The 16,985-nt window shown below is 70.8% G+C and carries 14 protein-coding genes and 1 pseudogene; 6 read left to right on the forward strand and 9 right to left on the reverse strand.

From position 1 onward, the window contains the following. Positions 1–9: 9 nt before the first annotated feature. The 3 genes from frc (at position 10) to D1369_RS06525 (ending at position 4,228) form a co-directional block, all read left to right on the forward strand. Positions 10–1,242, forward strand: a complete 1,233-nt coding sequence (frc, locus tag D1369_RS06515; RefSeq protein ID WP_007385949.1) for a formyl-CoA transferase — start codon at positions 10–12, stop codon at positions 1,240–1,242. 174 nt (positions 1,243–1,416) lie between these two features. Further along, positions 1,417–2,808, forward strand: a complete 1,392-nt coding sequence (locus tag D1369_RS06520; protein WP_037902007.1) for an OFA family MFS transporter — start codon at positions 1,417–1,419, stop codon at positions 2,806–2,808. A 1-nt stretch (position 2,809) separates the two neighbouring features. Then, complete coding sequence (locus D1369_RS06525) at positions 2,810–4,228, forward strand: OFA family MFS transporter (protein ID WP_007385947.1); 1,419 nt, start codon at positions 2,810–2,812, stop codon at positions 4,226–4,228. A gap of 411 nt (positions 4,229–4,639) precedes the next feature. Here the strand turns inward: D1369_RS06525 and D1369_RS06530 are convergent, their stop codons facing one another. Continuing rightward, positions 4,640–5,314 (reverse strand): GntR family transcriptional regulator, encoded by a 675-nt coding sequence (locus D1369_RS06530; protein WP_086023285.1) that lies wholly within the window; start codon positions 5,312–5,314, stop codon positions 4,640–4,642. Between the two features lie 242 nt (positions 5,315–5,556). On the opposite strand from D1369_RS06530, the gene D1369_RS06535 reads away from it, so the two are divergent. From D1369_RS06535 to fdhD, 3 genes and pseudogenes are all read left to right on the forward strand, one after another. Then, positions 5,557–6,528, forward strand: a complete 972-nt coding sequence (locus tag D1369_RS06535; protein ID WP_007385945.1) for a 2-dehydropantoate 2-reductase — start codon at positions 5,557–5,559, stop codon at positions 6,526–6,528. 47 nt (positions 6,529–6,575) lie between these two features. Next, positions 6,576–7,322 (forward strand): annotated as a pseudogene (locus tag D1369_RS06540) (molybdopterin dinucleotide binding domain-containing protein); the annotation flags it as partial. 8 nt (positions 7,323–7,330) lie between these two features. Continuing rightward, positions 7,331–8,182, forward strand: a complete 852-nt coding sequence (gene fdhD / locus D1369_RS06545; RefSeq protein WP_007385943.1) for a formate dehydrogenase accessory sulfurtransferase FdhD — start codon at positions 7,331–7,333, stop codon at positions 8,180–8,182. Between the two features lie 86 nt (positions 8,183–8,268). Here the strand turns inward: fdhD and D1369_RS06550 are convergent, their stop codons facing one another. From D1369_RS06550 to D1369_RS06585, 8 genes are read right to left on the reverse strand one after another with little or no spacing between them, the layout of a single operon-like run. Continuing rightward, positions 8,269–9,309, reverse strand: a complete 1,041-nt coding sequence (locus D1369_RS06550; RefSeq protein WP_037902005.1) for a sugar phosphate isomerase/epimerase — start codon at positions 9,307–9,309, stop codon at positions 8,269–8,271. 60 nt (positions 9,310–9,369) lie between these two features. Further along, positions 9,370–10,767 carry a nucleotide pyrophosphatase/phosphodiesterase family protein gene (locus D1369_RS06555; RefSeq protein ID WP_007385941.1) on the reverse strand — a complete coding sequence of 466 codons (1,398 nt, stop codon included), beginning with the start codon at positions 10,765–10,767 and terminating at the stop codon, positions 9,370–9,372. Next, positions 10,764–11,933, reverse strand: coding sequence for a metabolite traffic protein EboE (eboE, locus tag D1369_RS06560; protein WP_007385940.1), 1,170 nt, complete (start codon positions 11,931–11,933; stop codon positions 10,764–10,766). The genes D1369_RS06555 and eboE overlap by 4 nt, the downstream gene beginning before the upstream one ends. Before the next feature lie 3 nt (positions 11,934–11,936). Beyond that, complete coding sequence (locus D1369_RS06565) at positions 11,937–12,785, reverse strand: TatD family hydrolase (RefSeq protein WP_037902003.1); 849 nt, start codon at positions 12,783–12,785, stop codon at positions 11,937–11,939. Next, positions 12,785–13,519, reverse strand: a complete 735-nt coding sequence (locus D1369_RS06570; RefSeq protein WP_007385938.1) for an EboA domain-containing protein — start codon at positions 13,517–13,519, stop codon at positions 12,785–12,787. Before D1369_RS06570 ends, D1369_RS06565 begins: the two co-directional genes overlap by 1 nt. Beyond that, positions 13,516–14,478 carry a sugar phosphate isomerase/epimerase family protein gene (locus tag D1369_RS06575; RefSeq protein ID WP_118082326.1) on the reverse strand — a complete coding sequence of 321 codons (963 nt, stop codon included), beginning with the start codon at positions 14,476–14,478 and terminating at the stop codon, positions 13,516–13,518. Before D1369_RS06575 ends, D1369_RS06570 begins: the two co-directional genes overlap by 4 nt. After that, on the reverse strand, positions 14,475–15,782 hold the full coding sequence (locus tag D1369_RS06580) for an SCO3242 family prenyltransferase (protein ID WP_118082327.1): 1,308 nt from the start codon (positions 15,780–15,782) through the stop codon (positions 14,475–14,477). Before D1369_RS06580 ends, D1369_RS06575 begins: the two co-directional genes overlap by 4 nt. Continuing rightward, positions 15,779–16,954, reverse strand: a complete 1,176-nt coding sequence (locus tag D1369_RS06585) for an inositol-3-phosphate synthase (RefSeq protein ID WP_007385937.1) — start codon at positions 16,952–16,954, stop codon at positions 15,779–15,781. Before D1369_RS06585 ends, D1369_RS06580 begins: the two co-directional genes overlap by 4 nt. Positions 16,955–16,985 lie beyond the last annotated feature (31 nt).

The raw sequence follows: 16,985 nt of genomic DNA on the forward strand, positions 1-16,985 counted from the left end.
AGGTGATCCGTGACGACGTTGGCGCTTGATGGTGTGCGGGTGCTGGACATGACGCATGTGCAGTCGGGTCCGTCGGCGACGCAGTTGCTGGCGTGGCTGGGGGCGGATGTGGTGAAGGTGGAGGCGCCGGGCGGGGATGTCACGCGCCGGCAGCTGCGGGATGTCCCGGACGCGGACTCGCTGTATTTCACGATGCTCAACTGCAACAAGCGCAGTATCACGCTGAACCTGAAGACCGAGCGGGGCCGGGAGATCCTGACCGCGCTGGTGCGGGGTGCGGATGTGCTGGTGGAGAACTTCGCGCCGGGTGCGGTGGACCGGATGGGGTTCACGTGGGACCGGATCCGGGAGATCAACCCGAGGATCGTGTACGCCTCGATCAAGGGCTTCGGCGACGGCCCGTACACGAACTTCAAGGCGTACGAGGTGGTCGCGCAGGCGATGGGCGGCTCGATGGCCACGACCGGGTTCGAGGACGGGCCGCCGCTGGCGACCGGCGCGCAGATCGGCGACTCCGGCACCGGAGTGCATGCGGTCGCCGCCATCCTGGCCGCGCTCTTGCAGCGCGAGAGGACCGGCCGCGGCCAGCGGGTGAACGTGGCCATGCAGCACGCGGTCCTGAACCTGTGCCGGGTCAAACTCCGCGACCAGCAACGCCTCGCACACGGCCCGCTGGCCGAATACCCCAACGACGACTTCACCGACGACGTGCCCCGCTCCGGGAACGCCTCCGGCGGCGGCCAGCCCGGCTGGGCCGTCCGGTGCGCACCCGGCGGCCCCAACGACTACGTCTACGTCATCGTCCAGCCCGTCGGCTGGACGCCCCTGGCCGCTTTGATCGGCCGGCCCGAGCTCGCCGAAGACCCCGAGTGGGCCACTCCCGAGGCCCGGCTGCCGAAACTGGCGAAGATGTTCCAGCTGATCGAGGAATGGACCGCGACCCTGCCCAAATGGCAGGTCCTGGAACAACTCAACCGCCACAACATTCCGTGCGGGCCGATCCTGTCCCCCAAGGAGATCATCGAGGACCGCTCCCTGGCCGACAACGACATGATCGTCGAGGTCGCACATCCCCACCGCGGCACGTTCACCACCGTCGGCAACCCCCTCAAACTCTCCGACTCCCCCACCACCATCACCACCCCACCCCTCCTCGGCCAACACAACGAGGACATCTACATCGGCGAACTCGGACTCGGTGACGAGGAGTTGAGGCTTCTCAGGTCGGGCGGGGTGATCTGACGTGGTGAACCGGAGCCGCGTTTCCGGGCCGTTGGGCGGTGGTCCATGACGTGAACGAGCACGGGGTCCGGCGGCGGTGCGCGTCGGCGGGCCCCGGTGATCCGTGCGCGCACGAAAGGAATTTGGACAGGGGGCGCTGGCCAGATCTTTCGACGCAAGGAGTGCTTGAAGACCATGACAACTGTCGATTATTCGTCGTCCGCCGCCTTCAGAGAGGTGACGGACCGCAACGGCCGCGTGTACCGGGTCGGCGAGACCGACCGGCACATCATGGGACGACCACGATGGACCATGGTGCTCTTCCCGTGGATGGGCATGCTGGGCATCAGTTCCTCGGAGTACGCGTTCACGTCGGCCGAGGACACACTGCACGAGGCGCATCTGTGGAGCAGTGGGCACATCTTCTGGCTGATGGGTGTCTGGGTGTTCTTCCAGGCGGCCGTGGCCTTCCCGGCCGGGCAGCTCAGGGAGAGCGGGAAGCTTCCGGCCCGGTACGCGATGATGCTCGGCGCGCTGGGCACCGTGCTCGGCTACATCTCGCTGGCGTTCGCGCCGAACGTGATCTTCGCCTATCTGGGCTTCGGCGTGTGCAGCGGTATCGGTGCCGGTCTGGTCTACGCGACCTGCGTGAACATGGTCGGCAAGTGGTTCCCGGAGCGCAAGGGCGGCAAGACCGGCATGGTCAACGGCGGTTTCGCCTACGGCTCGGTGCCCTTCGTCTTCCTGTTCACCTCGTACATGGACCTCAGCAACTACCGGGGCGTCCTGGTGACGGTGGGCCTGGTCTGCTGCGCGATCGTGGCGTTCGCCGGGTGGTTCTTCAAGGACCCGCCGAAGAACTGGTGGCCGCCGCACGTCGACCCGCTCAGGCAGACCGACGACCCGAAGATCCGGCGGGCGCTGGAGAAGAACCCGCCGGCCGTCAAGCAGTACACCCCGAAGGAAGCGGCGCGTACGCCCGTCCTGTGGATGATGTGGTTCTGCCTGCTGTGCACGGCCGGCATCAACATCTTCGGCATCGCCTTCCAGGTGCCGTTCGGCAAGGACATGGGCTTCGCGGGCGGGATCGTGGCCACGGCGATGTCGCTGAAGGCGATCGTCAACGGCACCGGGCGCGGGGTGATCGGCTGGATCTCCGACAAGTTCGGGCGCCGCAACACCCTGATCATCGTGTGTCTGGTGCTGGGCACCGCCCAGTTCGGTGTGCTGGTCTCCGGCCAGATGGGCAGCATGCCGTTCTTCCTGTTCTGCTCCATGGTCTCCGGCTTCGGCGGCGGCGCGATCTTCCCGCTGTTCGCCGCGATGACGGCCGACTACTTCGGTGAGAACAACAACGCCTCCAACTACGGCATGGTCTACAGCTCGAAGCTCATCTCGGGGCTCGTCGGCTCCGGTGTCGGCTCGATCGTGGTCGGCGCCTGGGACTACCAGGGCGCGTTCGTGCTGGCCGGCTCGATCGGCCTGGCGTCCGCGGTCCTCGCGCTGTTCCTGAAGGCCCCCGGCAGGCCCCAGACCAGCCGTCGGACCGTACCCAACCCGCAACCGCTCGGCGAGGAAATGGCCTGACATGACGGCAGATCCGTACGCAGCACGCAGTGAGACCGACAAGACCGCACACTCCACCGCCGCATCACGTCCCTACCGAGAAGTGACCGACGCCAACGGTCGCGTCTACCGCATCGGCGAGACCGACCGGGACATCCTCGGCCACTCGCGCAAACTCATGGTGTATCTGCCCTGGGTGACCATGATGGCCATCAGCGTCTTCGAGTACGCGTACGGCTCGGCCGAGGACACGTTGTCCCACGCCCACGGCTGGACGCAGAGCAACACCTTCTGGATCCTCAGTGTCTGGGTCTTCTTCCAGGCCGGCATCGCCTTCCCGGCGGGCTGGCTGCGGGAGAGGGGCATCCTGACCGCCCGCAAGGCCATGTACATCGGCTCGGGCATGTGTCTGGTCGGATTCCTCGCCCTGTCGCACCTGGGCAACGTCTGGCTGGCGATCCTCGGATTCGGCGTCATCGGGGGGATCGGCGCCGGACTGGTCTACGCGACCTGCATCAACATGGTCGGCAAGTGGTTCCCCGAACGCCGGGGCGCCAAGACCGGGTTCGTCAACGGCGGCTTCGCGTACGGGTCACTGCCCTTCATCTTCATCTTCAACTACGGCTTCGACACGGCCAATTACCACCGCGTCCTGGATCTCATCGGCTGCTACATCCTGATCGTGGTCGTCGGGTGCGCGTTCTTCTTCAAGGACCCGCCGAAGAACTGGTGGCCCCATGACATCGACCCGCTCACCCATGGCGGCGGCGGTGCGAACGGGGTCGGCGCTCTGGCCAAGAACCCTCCGGCAGTACGGCAGTTCACGCCGAAGGAGGCCCTCAGGACCGGCATGCTTCCCCTGATGTGGATCGCCCTCGTCATGACCGCGGGCGTGTCGATCTTCGGGATCTCCTTCCAGGTCGACTACGCCAAGGAGGTGGGTTTCGGCCCGCTGGTGGCGGCCTCCTCGATGGGCGTCATGGCCGTCATCAACGGCGTCGGGCGCGGGGTCGTGGGCTGGCTGTCCGACAAGTGGGGCCGCAAGTCGACGCTGGTGTTCGTGATCGTCGTCCTGGGTCTCGCTCAGTTCGGCGTGATCTGGGCGGGCGACATCAAGAGCGAGTCGCTGTTCCTGGTCTTCGCGTTCCTGTCCGGGTTCGGCGGCGGCGCGTTCTATCCGTTGTTCGCGGCGCTCACCCCGGACTACTTCGGGGAGAACTACAACGCCTCCAACTACGGTCTGGTGTACAGCGGCAAGCTGATCAGCGGTCTGTTCGGCGGCGGCCTGGGTTCCATGGTGGTCGCGGCCTGGGGCTACGACGGGGCGTACGCCCTGGCCGGCGCCACCTCGATGCTGGCGGCGGCGATCGCCCTGCTGCTGCGGCAACCGGGACGGCCCAGAAGCGGAACCACGGCACCGCACCCACGAGCCGCGGCCTGAGCAGGGCGGTTCGGACAGCATGCGGCCCTTCCCCACGGCATCGGGGAAGGGCCGCCTGATCCGGTGGCTGGGGGGCTCCGGGTGCCGGGTGCGGATCTATGGCCGGGGGCTGATCAGTGGCTGGGTGCGGATCGGTGGCTGGGTGCGGATCGGTGGCCGCAGGCTGATCGGTGGCCGCCTGACTCGACGGCCCGGTGCCGACCGATTGCCGGGCGCTGACCGAGGGCGGGGCAGTGACCGACGGCAGCGTGCTGACCGACGGCCGCCCGACCCAACAGTTGGGTGCCGACCGATTGCCGGGCGCTGATCAACGGCCCCTCGATCCGACGCCCCGCGTGCTGTCCGTTGGCCGCCCGACCCAACAGCAGGGCACCGACCGGGGCCGTGCCCCCAACTTGCCTGCGACGTACGTTACTTCTCGCGGTCGTGGTACATCTTCCGCGTGTGCTCGGTGTGCTCCCGCATGATCGCGGTGGCGCGCTGCTCGTCACGGTCGGCGATCGCGGCGATCAGCTCACGGTGCTCGATCCAGGACTGACGTCCGCGCTGCCGGGCGACCGGCGTGTAGTACCAGCGCACCCGCCGATCCACCTGCCCCGCCAACTCCGCGAGGACCGCGTTGCCCGCCAACTCCATGACCTTCGCGTGGAGTCGGGCGTTGAGGGCGACCGCCGCATCCACGTCGTCCGCGGCGACCGCACTCTCCCCCTGCGCGCACAAGTCCTCCAGCACGGCGATCCCGGCACTGCCCGCGTTCGCGGCGGCCAGCCGGGCCGCCTCGGCCTCCAACAGCGTGCGCACGGTAAGGAGTTGGTCCGCCTCCTCGTCAGTCGGCTCATGCACGAACGCACCCTGAGCCGGCCGCAGATCCACCCACCCCTCGGTGTTCAACCGCTGCAGGGCCTCCCGCACCGGCTGCCGGGACACCCCCAGATGACCCGCCAGCTCACTCTCCACCAGATGCTGACCCGGCTGGAGAGCACGGGTCGTGATGAGTTCGAGCAGCGCGCCGTACACGCGATCACGCAGCGGACCGGGGCGCTCGAGCCTGGGCACCGTCCCGTACGGCAGTCCTGTCGTCGGCAACATCACGGTCCCTCCTGTACAGCGTTCGTCGCTGCAGCTGAGAGCCAATTATGAATTGGTTTTCGCCTACAGTCTACGGCGCACAACCCCCGCCGACCCGGACCTTACCGGGGCGTAGCAGCAGCTCATGGGCCTTGGTGACGTCAGAACCCTTGCTGAGCACTCTCTCCATCCTGTAGACAATATCCAGTCGACAAAGTCGGCAGTTCCTCGGTCACCCTCACCGAACGGAGCTTCCACCCATGAAAGTCGCAGTCCTCGGCGCCGGAGCCATCGGTGCCTACGTCGGCGCGGCACTCCACCGCGCCGGTGCCGACGTCCATCTCATCGCCCGCGGTCCGCATCTGGCGGCGATGCGGGAGCACGGTGTCCAAGTCCTCAGCCCGCGCGGTGACTTCACCGCCCGTGCCCACGCCACCGACGACCCGGCCGAGATCGGCCCGGTCGACTACGTCTTCCTCGGTCTGAAGGCCAACTCGTACGCGGCGTGCGGGCCGCTCATCGAACCCCTTCTCTCCGACGCCACCGCGGTCGTCGCGGCCCAGAACGGCATCCCCTGGTGGTACTTCCACCGGCACGGCGGCCCGCACGACGGCCACCGCGTCGAAAGCGTGGACCCGGGCGGCGCGGTCAGCGCGGTGCTCGCTCCCTCGCGGGCCATCGGGTGTGTCGTCTACGCGGCGACCGAGCTCGAGGGGCCGGGTGTCGTACGGCACCTGGAAGGCACCCGGTTCTCGGTCGGCGAGCCCGATCGCAGCCTCTCGCCCCGGTGTCAGGCCTTCAGCGAGGCCATGCAGGCCGGCGGGCTCAAGTGCCCGGTCGAGCCGAACCTGCGGGACGACATCTGGCTCAAGCTGCTGGGCAACATCTCCTTCAACCCCATCAGCGCGCTGGCCCGTGCCACCATGCGCCAGATGTGCCTGCACGGCGGCACCCGCAAGGTCATCGAGACGATGATGGCCGAGACCCTCGCGGTCGCCGAGGCGCTCGGCTGCACCGTCGGTGTCTCCATCGAACGCCGTCTCGCCGGCGCCGAGCGCGTCGGCGACCACCGCACCTCCACGCTCCAGGACCTGGAGCGCGGCAAGCCCCTGGAACTCGACGTCCTGCTCACCGCCGTCATCGAGCTGGCGGAGATCACCGGTGTGGACGTGCCCACGCTCCGCACCGTCCACGCCCTTTCCGACCTCCTCGCGCTCCGGTCCGCCGCATGACGGAACCGGGCACCCACGCCGTCGCGCCGTCACCGCGGATCCGGCCGAACGCCGGCACCGGGGTCGCGTTGGCCCATGCGATCGGCCGGGAGATCATCCGGGCGGGGCTGGCCGACCGGGCGTTCATCGAGCGCTCCACCTCCGGCTTCGAGGAGTACAGGCAGCTCGTCGGGCCGTGGACGGTGTCGCTCGCGGTGAAGGTGACGGGCGTACCGGCCGCTGTCGTGCGGGAGTTGGCGCACACCTTCGCACGCGGCGAGCCGTTGCGGGCATTCGTCGGCACCGGGCACGAGGAGGTCCGCGCGCTGATCGACCTGTCGCTGCTCACCGGCCGCGGTCACGACGGTCGAGCGGGGCGGACCCCTTTCCACCTGGTCCGGCACTCCCCTCCCGTCGATCTGACGGACGAGGAGTTTCCGGTCCGGCTCACCGAGGGGCGCCGTACGGAGTCGTACAACGCCCTTGTCCAGAAGGGTGGTTCGGGGTCGCCGCTGCGGCGGACCGACTGTGTCGAGCTGAGTCCGGAGGACGCCGAGCGCTACGGCGTGGTGGTCGGCGAAGAGGTGCGGGTCGCCACCCGGCGGGGCTCGACGACGGCGCCGGTGTGGGTGGATCCCGCGCTGCGGCCCGGTCTGGCGTTCATGACCGGCCGTCCGCCGGACGGGACGGACGCCAACCGTGGCGCGCGAAGGGCTGGTTGTCCGATCGCGGGGACCGTGGAGTTCCAGGCCGCTGCGATCCGGATCGAGAAGATGCCTGTCGAGAAGACGCCCGTCGTGGCGATACGGAGGTGAGACCGGACATGGGACGAGTCACGGAACGACGCAAGGTGATCCGCATCCGCGACGGGGCCCTCTCCTCCCGCCCGGACACCCTGGTCGCCGAGGAACCACTCGAAATCCGCCTCAACGGCAAACCCCTCGCCATCACCATGCGCACCCCCGGCGACGACTTCGCCCTCGCCACCGGCTTCCTCGTCAGCGAAGGCGTCCTCGCCCAACAACACGACCTCCAGAACATCGTCTACTGCGCCGGCGCCACCACAGACGGCACCAACACCTACAACATCGTCGACGTCACCACCGCCACCCACGTCGCCATCCCCGACATCACCCTCGAACGCAACGTCTACACCACCTCCTCCTGCGGCCTGTGCGGCAAAGCCAGCCTCGACGCCGTCACCACCACCACCCACTGGCCCATCCACGACACACCCCCGGTCCGTGTCAGTCCCGAACTCCTCGCCAGCCTCCCCGACCAACTCCGCGCAGCCCAACAAGTCTTCGACCGAACCGGCGGCCTGCACGCCGCCGCCCTCTTCACCGAACACGGCCACCTCCTCGACATACGCGAAGACGTCGGCCGCCACAACGCCGTCGACAAACTCATCGGCCGCGCCCTCCAACACGGCAACCTCCCCCTGTCCCGCACCCTCCTCCTCGTCTCCGGCCGCGCCTCCTTCGAACTCGCACAAAAAGCCGTCATGGCCGGCATCCCCCTCCTGGCGGCCGTCTCCGCACCCTCCTCCCTCGCCGTCGACCTCGCCACCGAGACCGGCCTGACCCTGGTCGGCTTCCTGCGCGGCCCCTCCATGAACGTGTACGCGGGCGAGGACCGCATCGCTCTGGCGGCCGTCGCGGCCGTGCAGGGCTGACGGTCTCTTCCGCTGCACGACGGCGGGACCCCGAAGGGCGGGGAGCGCCCCCTGCGCCCTCGGGGTCCCGTTTCTGTCGTGTGTGGTCAGCACTTCTCCCGCAGCGAGTGCAGGTAGGCGCTGGAGCGGCGGGCGAACGTGAACGACTCGGCGGGCTGGTCGTGCTCGGCCTGCCAGTGATGGGCCAGGCGCTCGCCCCGCAGCCGGGTCACGGCGGAGATGAACTTCTGGTAGTCGATGTCGCCGTCGCCGACGTCGGTCATGCGGTAGCCGTAGGTGTTGGCCGGGTCGCTCACCCCGTCCTTGACGTGGAAGAGCGGGTAGCGGTGGGGCTGCCTGAGGACGTAGTTCAGGGGTTCGAAGGGGGCGGGGGTGCCGTCGGGCCGCTTGGAGAAGCGGAACTGGCCGGAGTACGCCCAGAAGATGTCCATCTCCAGGAACACCAGGTCGGGGTCGGTCTCCCTGAGCAGCACGTCGTAGAGGCGGACCTTGGGGTTGTCGGTGGCGAAGGAGAACTCCTCGGAGTGGTTGTGCTGGTAGAACTTCATGCCGCGTGCCTTCGCCGCGGCTCCGTAGGTGTTGAACTCCTCGGCGGCACGCTTCCACGCGTCGACGGTCGAGCCGTAGCGGAACGGTCCCGAGGCGGTGCCGATGTGCTTGAGGCCGAGGGCCTGGGCGTCGTCGAGGACCTTGGTGAGGTTCTGGGCGAAGGTGTAGGCGTTCGGGTCGTCCGAGTAGTAGCCGACGTGGCTGCCGATCGGGTTCAGGCCGTGGTCGCGGGCCAGGCGCTTGAGCCGGGCGAGGGTGATCGGTCCGGCCGAGCCCTGGGTGTAGCCGGCGAACTCGACCTCGTCGTAGCCGTACTTCTCGAGTTCGGCGAAGACGGGGGCGAAGCCGAGCGTGGAGACCTTGTCGCGGAGGCTGTAGAGCTGGATGCCGAGGCGGCCGGGGGGCAGGACGGGGCGGCCGCGGCCGGACGTCTTGTCGGTGGCTTCGGTGGTGGCGGCCGCCGGGACCGCGGTGGAACCCAGCAGCGCGGCCGCGGTGGCGCCGGCGGCCACGCCGAGCATGCCTCGTCTGGTGAGGCGGTGGGTGAGTTCGGGGTCGGGCTGGAACATGCGGCTCATGTCGGGGACTCCTCGGGGTCGAAGGGCGTTGTCAGTGGTGGGTGCTTCACTGGTGACCAGTCAGGAAAGGCCGGCCAGTCGGAGCAGGAGTGACTTCACGTCGGTGGCCGCGATGCGGTCGCCGACTGCGCGGGGGGTGGAGCAGATGAGGAGCGGACCGTCGTCGTCGCTCCCGGGGAGGCGGCCGTGGCTGCCGCGAATAGGTGACGGGTCGAGGGGCACGACCGCCATGCGATAGCGCAGGCCGAGTTTCTTGCGGGCCAGCGCGGTGGCCGCCTTGACCTTGACGTAGGGGTCGAGCGGGTCCATGAACAGTTCGACCGGGTCGTAGCCGGGTTTGCGGTGGATCTCGACCAGCTGCGCGAAGTCGGGCGCGCGGTCGTCGTCGAGCCAGTAGTAGTACGTGAACCATGCGTCCGGCTCCGCCACGGCGACGAGTTCGCCGGAGCGCGGATGGTCGAGGTGGTGAGCCTTCTTGCCCTCGTCGTCGAGGAGGTGCTCGATGCCGGGCAGGCCGTCGAGGGCGGCTCGGGTGGCGCCCAGGTCCTCGGGGCGGCGCACATAGACGTGGGCGATCTGGTGGTCGGCGACCGCGAAGGCGCGGGACGCCATCGGGTCGAGGTATTCCATGCCGTCCTGGGTGTGCACGTCCAGGAGTCCGGCGCGGCGCAGGGCGCGGTTGATGTCGACGGGCCGGTCCGCGCGGGTGATGCCGTACTCGGACAGCGCGACGACGGTACGGCCTTCCGCGCGGGCGTCGTCCAGGAGCGGGGCCAGCGCCCGGTCCAGGTCGGCGGCGGCCTTGAGGGAGCGCGGGTCGTCGGGGCCGAAGCGTTGCAGGTCGTAGTCGAGGTGAGGGAGGTAGCAGAGGGTCAGGTCGGGGTGGCGGGTGCCCATGATGTGGCGGGTCGCGTCGATGATCCACTGGCTGGAGACGAGGTCCGCGCCGGGTCCCCAGAAGTGGAAGAGGGGGAAGGTGCCGAGTTTCTCGGTGAGTTCGTCGTGCAGGGCCGGGGGGCGGGTGTAGCAGTCGGGTTCTTTGCGGCCGTCGGCGTAGTAGACGGGACGGGGGGTGACGGTGAAGTCGGTGTCGGCGCCCATGGCGTACCACCAGCAGATGTTGGCGACCGTGTAGCCGGGGTGCGCGCGCCGGGCGGCGTGCCACAGCTTGTCGCCGGCGACGAGACCGTTGTGCTGGCGCCACAGGAGTACGTCGCCGAGCTCGCGGAAGTACCAGCCGTTGCCGACGATGCCGTGCTCGCTGGGGTGGGTGCCGGTGAGGAAGGTGGACTGGGCGGCGCAGGTGACGGCCGGCAGGACGGTGCCGAGCGGGGCGTGGGAGCCGGACTGGGCGAGGGACTTGAGGTGGGGCATGTGGTGGAGGAGACGGGGGGTGAGGCCGACGACGTCGAGGACGAGGAGAGGGGTCGGTGCCGCCTCCGGGGGCTGGTGGTTCATGGCAGCTCCTTCAGGCCGAGGTCCGTCAGCAGCTCGCGCGCGAGGGTGAGTTCGGCGGCGATGCCGTCGGCGAGCTGAGTGCGGCCGCGGGGCCGCAAGGCGGGTGGGAGGGCCTGCCAGGTGTAGGTCTCGACCTCCAGGTGGCGGGTGAGCGGGTGCGGGCCGCCGACGAGCCGGGTGAGGGCGGACTTGAGTAGGGGGAGCGTGGAGGTGAGGGGTGCGGCGGGGGCCGCGTGCAGGGGGACGTGGAAGTGGGCGCGCCAGGGTGCCCCGTCGGGCAGGGTGTCGCCGGCGAGGGCTTCGCCGAGGTCGTCGGTACCGCGCAGGCCCGCGGCGGTGGAGGTGCGGGTCTGGTGCAGGAAGCGGGGTTCGTCGAAGGCGGCGAGGGCCTCGCGGACTTCGGGAAGGTGGGGGTGTTCGGCGTGCAGGGCGGCTGAGAGCTGGGACTTGACGACGGGGACGCGGGCGGCGGTGAGCCCGTCCAGTGCGGTGTGCGGGTCTTCGAAGGAGGTGGCGAGATGGCAGGTGTCGACGCAGATACCGATGCGGTCGTGGGCGATCGCGGTCAGCGGGGCGACGGCGTCGGCGGTGGTCTCGACGACACAGCCGGGTTCGGGTTCGAGGCCGACGCGGATGGAGCGGCCGGTCAGCTCCTGGAGGGCGTCGAGGCGTTCGGCGAGGGTGCGCAGGGCGGTGCGGGCCTTGTCGGCGCTCCCGTCGTCGTAGGCCGTGCGCCAGGCCAGCGGCAGGGTGGAGATGCTGCCCTCGGTGACGTCGTCGGGCAGGAGCCCGGTCAGGACGCGGGCCAGGGCGGTGGTGTGGTCGAGGCGTTCGGGGTCGGTCCAGTCCGGCTTGTAGACGCGGTACTTGACCTCCTCGGCGCCGAAGCCCTCGTAGGGGAAGCCGTTGAGGGTGACGACTTCGAGGCCGCGGCGGTCGAGCGCACAGCGCAGGTCGCGCAGTGCGGAGGGGTCGCTGACCAGGGCGCGGGCGGCGTCGCGGGCGAGCCACAGGCCGATACCGAGGCGGTCGCGGCCGAGGCGGCGGCGGACGGGCTCGCAGTGGTCGCGGAGCTGGGCGAGGACGCCGTCGAGGGTCTCGGCGGGGTGGACGTTGGTGCAGTAGGCGAGGTGGACGGTGGTGCCGTCGGGGTGGCGGAAGCGCATGGCTCACGCCCCGCCGCGGAGGATGGAGTTGCCCTCGTGGGTGGCGTCGGTGGCGGCGATGGTGAGGTCGAGGCGGCCGCTGAGTCCGTAGAAGGCGACGGGGTTGCGCCACAGCACGCGGTCGACGTCGTCCTCGCTGAAGCCCTCGGCGAGCATGAGTTCTGCGACCTTGCGGGTCTTGAGGGGATCGCTGCGGCCCCAGTCGGCGGCGGAGTTCACCAGGACCTGATCGAGGCCGTACGCGCGCAGGATCGCCACCATGCGCTCCTCGTCCATCTTGGTGTCGGGGTAGACGGAGAAGCCGAGCCAGCAGCCGCTGTCCTTGGCCTCCTTGACGGTGGTCTCGTTGAGGTGGTCGACCAGGACGCGGTCGACCGGCAGGGCGGATTCACGGACGACGTCGAGGGTGCGGCGCAGGCCCGCGAGCTTGTCGCGGTGCGGGGTGTGGACGAGCGCGGGCAACTGGTGGTCGGCGGCGAGCTGGAGCTGGGCGGTGAGGGCGGTGTCCTCGGCCGGCGTCATGGAGTCGTAGCCGATCTCGCCGACGGCGACGACCTGGTCCTTGACGAGATACCGGGGCAGTTCGTCGAGGACGGGGACGCAGCGCGGGTCGTTGGCCTCCTTGGGGTTCAGGGCGAGGGTGCAGTGGTGGGCGATGCCGTACTGGGCGGCGCGGAAGGGCTCCCAGCCCAGCAGGGAGTCGAAGTAGTCGAGGAAGGAGGCGGGAGAAGTGCGGGGCTGGCCCAGCCAGAAGGAGGGTTCGACCACGGCGCGCACACCGGCGTCGTGCATGGCCTGGTAGTCGTCGGTGGTCCGTGACGTCATGTGGATGTGGGGGTCGAAGATGCGCATCAGGACTCCTTGCCGTGGGTGCCGTCCGCGCTGTTCGGGCCGTGGTCGGCGGCCGGCGCGGGTGGGGTGGCGGTGGGGTCGGTCAGGGTCAGGACGCGGTGCAGGTCCGCGGGCACGGGACGGCCCGCGGCGGTGCGTTCGGCGGCGTAGTCGCCGAGCATGCGGGCGAGTTCGGCGTCGGCGTGGGCCCGGCGCTCCAGGTCGGCCACCTCGGTCACGGGCACGCCGGTGAACAGGCACTTCAGGACGGCGTGCCGCCAGTGGTGGGCGGCGAGGTGGCGGGCGGCGTAGGGGCCGACGGCGGCGGCCAGGAGGCGGGTGTCGTTGGTGCGCAGGGCGTCCTCGACGAGCGGGAGGGCCTGCGGGCCGGGCACGAGGTGGGGCAGGGCGTGCAGGACGGCGCGGCGTTCGGCGGCGGTGCCCTGGGTATAGACGCGGGTCAGGGCGTCGGTGTCGGCGCGGGCGGCGTGCAGGATCAGGATGCGGGCGGCGTCGGCGTGTTCGGGGCCGCAGCGGCGTCCGGCCTCGGCGAGGCGCAGCTCCCACACGGAGATGGGGCCGTGGGCGCCGGGGTGTTCGGCGGCCTCGTCGAGGGCTCGGTCGAGCCAGACGCGGGCGGCTTCGCCGAGGCGGTCGGCAAGGTGGTTGTGCAGGTCGTGCGGCGGGGTTCGGGCGAGGGTGGTGCCCTGGGTGTCCGCCGCGGGGGTTGCCTGGTGGGCAGAGGGGTGGGTCATGGAGTGCTTCCTTGTGAGAGCGCCACTGCCTGTCGGAGGAACGGGAGGGAGCGTTCGGCGAAATGGGGGCCCGCGTGGGAGTGGCGGGGCAGTTCGACGACGGTGAGGCCCTGGTAGCCGGTGTCGGCAAGGGCGGCGAGGACCGGCGGGAAGTCGATGTCGCCGTCGCCGAAGGGGAGGTGTTCGTGGATGCCTCGGCGCATGTCCTCGATCTGGACGTGCCGCAGCCAGGGGCCGGCGGCGCGTACGCAGTCGGCGGGTGGGAGGGGTTCGAGGCACTGGCAGTGGCCGATGTCGAGGGTCAGGCCGAGGGCCGCCGGGTCGCCGAGGGTGGTGCGCAGGTGGTGGAAGTCGGCGAGGGTGGCGAGGAGATGGCCCGGTTCGGGCTCGACGGCGAGGGGGACGCCGGTGGCGGTGGCGGTGTCCAGGACGGGGGTGAGGGTCTCGGCCAGGCGTTTCCACGCCGTGTCCGGGTCCGTGCCCGTCGGGGTGACGCCGCTGAAGCAGTGCACGGCGTGCGCGCCGAGGTCGGCGGCGACCTGGACGGCCCGGAGCAGCAGGTCGGCACGGCGGGCTCGGTCGTCCGGGTCGGGGTCGAGCAGCGACGGGCCGTGTTTGCGGCGCGGGTCGAGCACATAGCGGGCGCCCGTCTCGACGGTGACCGTCAGTCCGAGCGCGTCCAGCCGGCGGCCGAGGCGACGGGTGCGGGCGGCCAGGTCGGGGGCGAGGGGGTCCAGGTGCATGTGGTCGAGGGTCAGACCGACACCGTCGTACCCGAGGTCGGCGAGCAGGGTCAGGGCGTCGTCCAGGCGGAGGTCCGCGAGGCCGTTGGTGCCGTAGCCGAAGCGGAGTGGGGTGGCGCCGGGTTCCGGAGCGGTCCTGGGTCGGGCGACGGGGGCCGTCTTGTCGCCGGGGCTCGGAGAGGGCCGGTGCCGGCGTGGAGAGAGGGGGTCGGTCATGTGACGCTCACCTTTCTCGCGAAGCGTCCGGCCAGGGGGGCGAGGGCGGTGGTGAGCAGAGCTGTGACGGTCGCGCTCTTCGTGCGCGAGCGGGCGGCGAGGGCGGCCTGGAGGGGGATCGTGGCCCGGATGCCGGCGGTGACGGCTCGTTGGGTGAGCGGGGGTGAGGGGTTGAGGGTGGCGTGGAGGTAGGAACGCGCTGTGGTGGCTGCGTAGGCGGCGGCGAGGGCGAGACGCAGGGCTGCGTGCGTGTCGAGGGGTTCGGAGTCGGCGCCGGGCCGTCGCGGACGGCGAGGCAGGCGGGACACCGCTGCGGCGGCCAGGTCCGCAACGCGGGGTGGGCCCGCAGAGTCGCGCGATCCGGGACCGCGTCGGCTCGCGTCGGTCCGGTCCGATGGCAGCGGACGCCGCCGGGTCACAGTCCGTGTCAGCACGGCCGTCGCGGCGAGCGCTGCGAAGGGAGCCAGCGCTGAACCGCCCTGGGCTTCGCGGCGGGACACGGCGGTGATGGCGAGGGTGTGGGCACCGAGCAGCACGGCGGAGGGCAGGGCCTGCCGGACGCCAGGCAGCGCGGCTGCAGGCAGAACCTGCCGGACACCAGGCAGCGCGGCTGCGGGGACGGTCTCGACGTTGCCGAGCACGGAACCCGGCGGCAGAGGGCCCCGGGTCCAGGTCCCGCCTGGCACGGCGTTCCTCTGGCCCACTCCCGCGCCCACGCCCCCACCCCCGGCTGTCGCTGCCGCGCCGAGCAGCAGGTCCAGGCCTCGTGCCGTCGCCATGGCGAACGGTCCTGCCGGGGTGTCCTTCAGGGCCAGGTCGTACGCCCAGACCGTGGCCGCGAGCGGCACCGCGATCGTGAGGGCGGGGCGGCCCGCGCAGGCCGCCAGGGTGAGGCCCGCGCCGGTGAGGGCGCAGGCCGCGCCGAGGGCCGACGTGGGGTGGACACGGCCGGAGGGGAGGGGGCGGTGGGGGCGTTCCACGGCGTCCACGTCGCGGTCGGCCCAGTCGTTGAGGGCCATGCCGGCCTCGTAGAGGCAGAGGGAGGACGCGATGGCGAGGAGGGTGCGGGAGGTGGGTCGTACCGAGGCTGCCGCCGCTCCGGCGAGGGCGTCGCCGGGGACGGTGAACAGGGCGGGCAGGCGCAGGAGTTCAGCCCAGGCGTGGGCGCGCGGGCGGTCGGTGTGTACTGGGGTCTGTGGTGCGGTGTGCCGGGAGGCGCCCTGGAGGGAGGTCGTGGTGGAGGGTGCCGTCGGCTCACCCGTCTCCTCGGGCAGGGCGTCCTCCGCTGCCCTGCTCGCCCTCACCGCTGCTCCTCCCCCGAACGACCTTCGGTGTGGCTCCGCGTACCGCCGTCGGCAGGACTTGCCCGAAGGCGTTCCGCGAACCTCACCAGTGCCGCGTACTGCTCCCCCAGTCCCGCAGGCCCTTGCCCCACCGGGTCCTTGAAGTAGAAGCCCAGTTCGCTCAGCGGGCCGGACAGTCCCCTCTCGTGGGCGCGAGCGGTCAGGCGGGCCAGGTCGAGTACGAGGGGGGCGGCCAGGGCGGAGTCACAGCCCTGCCAGGTGGTCTGGAGGATCATGCGGGTGCCGAGGAAGCCGTCGAAGGCGATGTGGTCCCAGGCGGTCTTCCAGTCGCCGAGGGCGGGGACGTCGTCGATGTGGACCTCTCCCTCGGGGGTGGTGGCGAGGGTGTCGGCCAGGACGCGTTCCTTGCCGGCGTTCTTCGCCGCGGCGGCCGCGGGGTCGGCGAGGGAGGCTCCGTCGCCGCCGCCCAGAAGGTTGGTGCCGGACCAGGCCCGGACCGTGAGGGCGCGTTGGGTGAACATCGGGCCCAGGACGGACCGGAGCAGGGTCTGGCCGGTCTTGCCGTCACGGCCCGCGTGGGGCAGGCCGGAGGACTTGGCCGCTTGGGTGAGAGCGGGGTGGTGCATGCCCGTGGAGGGCGTGAAGTTCACGTACGCGCACCCTGCGCGCAGGGCCGCCGCGGCGTACAGGGAGCTCGGGGGCAGGGCGTCGCCGGTGGGGGCGGGTTCGGTGGAGGCCACGTTCACCACCACCGCGCGCGCCAGCCGGCCGCGTCGTACGAAGGACCGTATGTCCGCGGCGAAGGCGGCGATCAGGTCCTCCTCGGTCCTTGAGTCGCCGGGGAGGGGCCCGCCGGGCCTGATCTCCCGTTCGGCGGCGGCGAGTTCGGCGCTCACCGCGGCCGGCAGACCGTGGGGCAGGACGCCGCCCGCCGCGAGGGCCTCGGCCCGTTTGGGCAGGGGGCAGTCCACGGTGTCGTGGCCGCCGAAGACCAGGGCGGACAGGTCGGGCAGGCCGCTCCCGGTGAGGGGCGGGGTCTCGGTGATCAGGCCCGTCGGTGGGTGCAGACCCGCGGCCATGGCGGCGCAGCCCGCGACGACCGTCGTGGCGACGGAACCTCGGGCCCCGATCAGCCAGACGCCGACACGCGGTACGGAATCGGACGCGGACATGGGCAGCCTCCTTGTCGAACGCGTCGTGTGC

It is taken from the genome of Streptomyces sp. CC0208, assembly GCF_003443735.1.
GTDB lineage: Bacteria > Actinomycetota > Actinomycetes > Streptomycetales > Streptomycetaceae > Streptomyces > Streptomyces sviceus.

Coding starts and splice junctions, on each gene's coding strand:
- D1369_RS06570 (WP_007385938.1), bottom strand. CDS start 13,519: ATGACCCACCCCTCTGCCCACCAGGCAACCCCCGCGGCGGACACCCAG.
- D1369_RS06525 (WP_007385947.1), top strand. CDS start 2,810: ATGACGGCAGATCCGTACGCAGCACGCAGTGAGACCGACAAGACCGCA.
- eboE (WP_007385940.1), bottom strand. CDS start 11,933: ATGCGCTTCCGCCACCCCGACGGCACCACCGTCCACCTCGCCTACTGC.
- D1369_RS06535 (WP_007385945.1), top strand. CDS start 5,557: ATGAAAGTCGCAGTCCTCGGCGCCGGAGCCATCGGTGCCTACGTCGGC.
- fdhD (WP_007385943.1), top strand. CDS start 7,331: ATGGGACGAGTCACGGAACGACGCAAGGTGATCCGCATCCGCGACGGG.
- D1369_RS06520 (WP_037902007.1), top strand. CDS start 1,417: ATGACAACTGTCGATTATTCGTCGTCCGCCGCCTTCAGAGAGGTGACG.
- D1369_RS06575 (WP_118082326.1), bottom strand. CDS start 14,478: ATGACCGACCCCCTCTCTCCACGCCGGCACCGGCCCTCTCCGAGCCCC.
- D1369_RS06585 (WP_007385937.1), bottom strand. CDS start 16,954: ATGTCCGCGTCCGATTCCGTACCGCGTGTCGGCGTCTGGCTGATCGGG.
- D1369_RS06565 (WP_037902003.1), bottom strand. CDS start 12,785: ATGCGCATCTTCGACCCCCACATCCACATGACGTCACGGACCACCGAC.
- D1369_RS06555 (WP_007385941.1), bottom strand. CDS start 10,767: ATGAACCACCAGCCCCCGGAGGCGGCACCGACCCCTCTCCTCGTCCTC.
- D1369_RS06550 (WP_037902005.1), bottom strand. CDS start 9,309: ATGAGCCGCATGTTCCAGCCCGACCCCGAACTCACCCACCGCCTCACC.